This window comes from Mitsuaria sp. TWR114 (genome assembly GCF_007997345.1).
Window position 1 is genome coordinate 1 of sequence record NZ_VOSR01000002.1, and the last position, 3,401, is coordinate 3,401.

The window sequence follows — 3,401 nt, forward strand, 5'->3', positions numbered from 1 at the left end:
CGCCCAGCGTCGACAGCGCCCGCGCGCGATAGACGGCCGGCACCGCCTCGGTGAGGTAGCTCTGGCGCGCCAGGTTGTAGACCGCCTGCGACATGCCCACCATGAAGCAGCCGATCGCCAGCGGCACCACGCCCGGCAGCAGCACGCACAGCGCCATGCCGAGCGCGCTCCACACGCCGGCCGCCACGATGGCCCAGCGCTCGCCCCAGCGCATCGTGATCAGCGAGGCCGGGATGTTGTTGAGCAGCGAGCCCAGCCCGATCAGCGTCACCACGAAGGCCGCCATCGACACCGAGGCGCCCAGCTCGCGCGCCATCAGCGGCACGATCGGCAGGATGGCGCCCTCGCCCAGGCCGAACAGCAGCGACGGCCCGAAGGCCGGCACCGCGATCCTTCGGAACGAGAAGCTGGCGACGGGATCGGCGCTGGGGGCGGGCTGCATGGCGGGGACAGGCTGCGAGGTCCGGGACGACGATAAGCGAGGTCGGTCCGCACCGATGCCGCCACTCGCCCGTCCCGCGCCGGCCGCCCGGACATCGCACAGCCCTGCGCACCGAGGGCCACGTCAACGGCCATGGGCTGGCCGATGGCTTCGCCTACGACGACGTCGGCGTCTCAGCCCCTCGCCGCACACGAACGCGCCGACGACGGTGACTGCACCATCGGCTGGTAAGCCGCGCCGCGCGGGCACCGGCCTCGCCTCCCGGCGAGGCCGGGCGCCTCACTGCGCGCTGGTCGGGGTCGCGGGATCCTTCGTGGCGAGGTGCTTGGCGAGGAAACGCTCCATCCGCCCGTAGAAGTCGACGTCCGTGGCCAGCATGCGCCAGCCGTGGCCTTCCCCGTTGTAGGTGACGTACTCGACGTCCTTGTGGCCGGCCCGCTCGAGCGCGCGGCGGAAGTCGGTCGCGTGGTCGATCGGCACGCGGCGATCGTCGATGCCGTGGGCGATCAGGACCGGCGCCTTCAGGTCGGCCGCGCGGCGCAGCGGCGAGGTGCGCCGCAGCCGCTCGGCTTCCTTGACGCGGTCGCCGATCATCGCGGTCATGCCGAAACGGCGCGAAGCATCGCTCGCATCGCTCCAGTCCAGGGTGAAGAGGTAGTCGAGGTCGGTGACGCCGGCCCAGCTCACGCCGCAGCGGTACTGCCCCGGGTCCTTGATGAGCGCCATCATCGACGCGTAGCCGCCGTAGCTCGCGCCCGCGATGCAGACCCGCTTCGGATCGACCAGGCCCTGCTTGACGGCCCAGGCCAGCGCATCGCTGAGGTCGTCGATCATCCCCTCGCCCCATTGCCGCCAGCCGGCGCGGAAGAGCCGGTCGCCATAGCCGCTGCTGCCGCGGAACTCGGGTTCGATCACGACATAGCCGCGCGAGGCCAGGAACTGCGGCAAGGCGTTCCAGCCCCAGGAGGTGCCGCGCACGAAGGGCCCGCCGTGCACCAGCATGACGGCCGGACGCGGACCGGCTGCGGCGCCGCGAGGCTTGGTGACCATCACCGGGAATTCGAGCCCGTCGCGGGCGCGCACGCGCGACAGGTCGACCTGCGCCATCTCCGCGGCGCGGATCCACGGCCGCGCGGCGCCGAAGGCCAGCAGCTTGTGGGTCCCCTGGTCGTAGAGGAAGTACTCCGGCGGCTGCGTGTCCGACATCGAGGTCACCATCACCCGCCCCGTCTTGAGGCAGCGCCGGCAGGCCAGCCGGTTGATGCGGCCCGGCAACGCGCCGTCGACCTCGGCCTGCATGCGCTTGAGCGTCGGGTCGAACCAGTGCGTCGACGGCGCGTCGTTTTCATAGTGCAGGCCCAGCAGGCGCCGGCTCTCGGCGTCGAAGACCGCCTCGCCCTGGAAGTCGTAGCCCTGCACCGAGACCAGCGGCTCGTCCTCCTGCTTCAGCGTCTTGGAATCGATGCGGTACAGCGCCTGCGTGCCCGCCGGCGTGCCGGCGATCACCAGGCGCAGGCCGCGGCCGTCGGAGGCCAGCGGCTCCGCCGTGGGCGAGTTGACCCAGTCGCCGGACTGCGCCAGCGTCCAGGCGCCCTCGGCCGTCTTGAAGTACAGCGCCTCGCGGTCCTCGTCATGGGTCTGCAGCGCCCAGGGCTCGCCGCCGGGGTCGAGCTCCCAGCGGACCACGTTGGGCGGCGATTTGGCCTCCAGCGTCCGGCGCTGCTGCGTCTCGATGTTCAGGCGGGCCAGCTGGACCGACTTCAGGTCCCAGCGCGCGTCGTAACGGCCGTAGCCGACGATGACCTCACCGCTGTCGTCATCGGGCACGTCATAGAGGAACCATTCGAAGGGCAGCGCGCGCGTGATGATCCGCGACTCGAGCCGGCTCTCCTGCGCGTAGCGCGTCAGGATCAACTGCCGGCGCTCGCTGCCGTCGCGCTTGACGGTCCACAGGCCGGCGCTGTTCCCGTCGCGCCGCCTGCCGGCCTCGTCCTTGCCGGAGGTGTAGACCAGCCGGTCGCTGCCCACCCAGTCGAAGAAGGCGATGTCGGAGTCGGTGAAGCTGGCCACCACCGTGATGCGGTTGCCCTGGTCCGGCTCGATCACCGCGAGCGCGCTGCGCTCGCTCTCCGAGTTGCTGACGATCATCGCGACCGCGCGGCCATCCGGCGACAGCTTGGGGCGACGCACCTGCGGGTCGCGGAAGAAGTCGGCGATCGGCGGTGGTGAGGCGGCCGTCGTGGCCTGCCCTGCGGACGCACCCCGCGCCGCTGTTCCCATCAGGCCCAGCGCGGCCAGCGCGCACAGGCTCGCCCAGGCGGTCAGCCGCCCTGCGCGAATTCGATTCATCCCTCGCTCCCTGAAACAAGAATGGTGTGGTTCGTGTCCCCGCATTCTTGGCCAGTTCGCTCCGGCGCGGCACCGGGTCGATCCATGAGGGAAAAGCCTCGGTCGTGATCGACACGACCGGGCCCGCGTCACCACCGCATCACCACCGCGTCACCTCATCACGGCGTCCACCGGCCGCCGAGCGCGCGCAGCAGCGCGACGCGATTGACCTGCTCGGTCTGGCGCAGCGTGACCAGCACGCGCTGGGCGGTGGTCAACTGCCGCTGCGCGTCCAGCAGCTCCAGCTGGCTGCTGCCGCCGAGCCGGTAGCTGCGCTCCGCCAGGCGCAGCGACTGCGCCGCCGCGTCGACCTGCGCCTGCTGCGCATCGAGCCGCTCGGCCAGTTGATCGCGCACCGCGAGCGCGTCCGCGACCTCGCGGAACGCGGACTGCAGCGCCGACTCGTAGTTCGCCAGCGCCTCGCGCCGACTGGCTTCGCTGACCTCGACTTGAGCGCGCCGGGCGCCGCCGTCGAACAGCGGCAGGTCGATCTGCGGGACCAGGCTCCACACGCCGCTGCCGCTCTTGAACAGGCCATCCAGGTCGGGACTGCGCGTGCCGGCGCTGGCCG

The 3,401-nt window shown here is 71.7% G+C and carries 3 protein-coding genes; all 3 read right to left on the reverse strand.

The window, feature by feature from the left end; all coding sequences use genetic code 11:
• Positions 1 to 442, reverse strand: a 442-nt coding sequence (locus FUT87_RS00095) for an MFS transporter (RefSeq protein WP_147239691.1), incomplete at its 3' end; no start/stop codon positions are given.
• 279 nt (positions 443 to 721) lie between these two features.
• A complete protein-coding gene (locus FUT87_RS00100) occupies positions 722 to 2,791 on the reverse strand; it encodes a S9 family peptidase (protein ID WP_147239692.1) in 2,070 nt (689 codons plus the stop codon).
• Positions 2,792 to 2,949: 158 nt separating this feature from the next.
• The coding region (locus FUT87_RS00105) for a TolC family protein (RefSeq protein WP_186830284.1) at positions 2,950 to 3,401 on the reverse strand (452 nt) is incomplete at its 5' end.

Bases quoted from the DNA above. Each gene is read 5' to 3' on its own strand.
- FUT87_RS00100 (WP_147239692.1), bottom strand. From the start codon at position 2,791: ATGAATCGAATTCGCGCAGGGCGGCTGACCGCCTGGGCGAGCCTGTGC.